The 689-nt window shown below is 48.6% G+C and carries 1 protein-coding gene; it reads left to right on the top strand.

Translation table 11 applies throughout. The annotated features are described in order from the left end of the window. The coding region (locus QUA01_RS20710) for a WD40 repeat domain-containing protein (RefSeq protein ID WP_333133213.1) at positions 1-689 on the top strand (689 nt) is incomplete at both ends.

The following is a 689-nucleotide window of genomic DNA, read 5'->3' as shown; positions in this document are numbered from 1 at the left end:
CACCCCCGATGGCAAGCGGGCGATTTCTGGTTCAATTGACAAAACGCTCAAAGTCTGGGATTTAACAACTGGAAAGGAACAGTTTACTCTCAATGGTCACACCAGTTTGGTCAATGCAGTAGCCGTCACCCCCGATGGCAAGCGTGCGATTTCTGCTTCATCGGATAAAACGCTCAAAGTCTGGGATTTAACAACTGGAAAGGAACAGTTTACTCTCAATGGTCACACCAGTTTGGTATATGGAGTAGCCGTTACCCCCGATGGCAAGCGGGCAATTTCTCGTTCATATGACAACACCCTCAAAATCTGGGATTTAACAACTGGAAAAGAACTGTTTACTCTCAATGGTCACAGCTCTTCGGTCAATGCAGTAGCTGTCACTGCTGATGGCAAATGGGCGATTTCTGGTTCGTGGGACAAAACTCTCAAAGTCTGGGATTTAACAACTGGAAAAGAACAGTTTACTCTCAATGGTCACACCAGTTTGGTCAATGCAGTAGCCGTCACCCCCGATGGCAAGCGGGCGATTTCTGGTTCATCGGACAACACCCTCAAGGTCTGGGATTTAACAACTGGAAAAGAACTGTTTACTCTCAATGGTCACAGCGGCTCGGTCAATGCAGTAGCCGTCACCCCCGATGGCAAGCGGGCGATTTCTGGTTCATCGGACAACACCCTCAAGGTCTGGG

It is taken from the genome of Microcoleus sp. S36a_B3, from assembly GCF_036700745.1.
Taxonomy (GTDB): domain Bacteria; phylum Cyanobacteriota; class Cyanobacteriia; order Cyanobacteriales; family Microcoleaceae; genus Microcoleus.
This window is presented reverse-complemented; position numbering and strand designations above follow the sequence as displayed.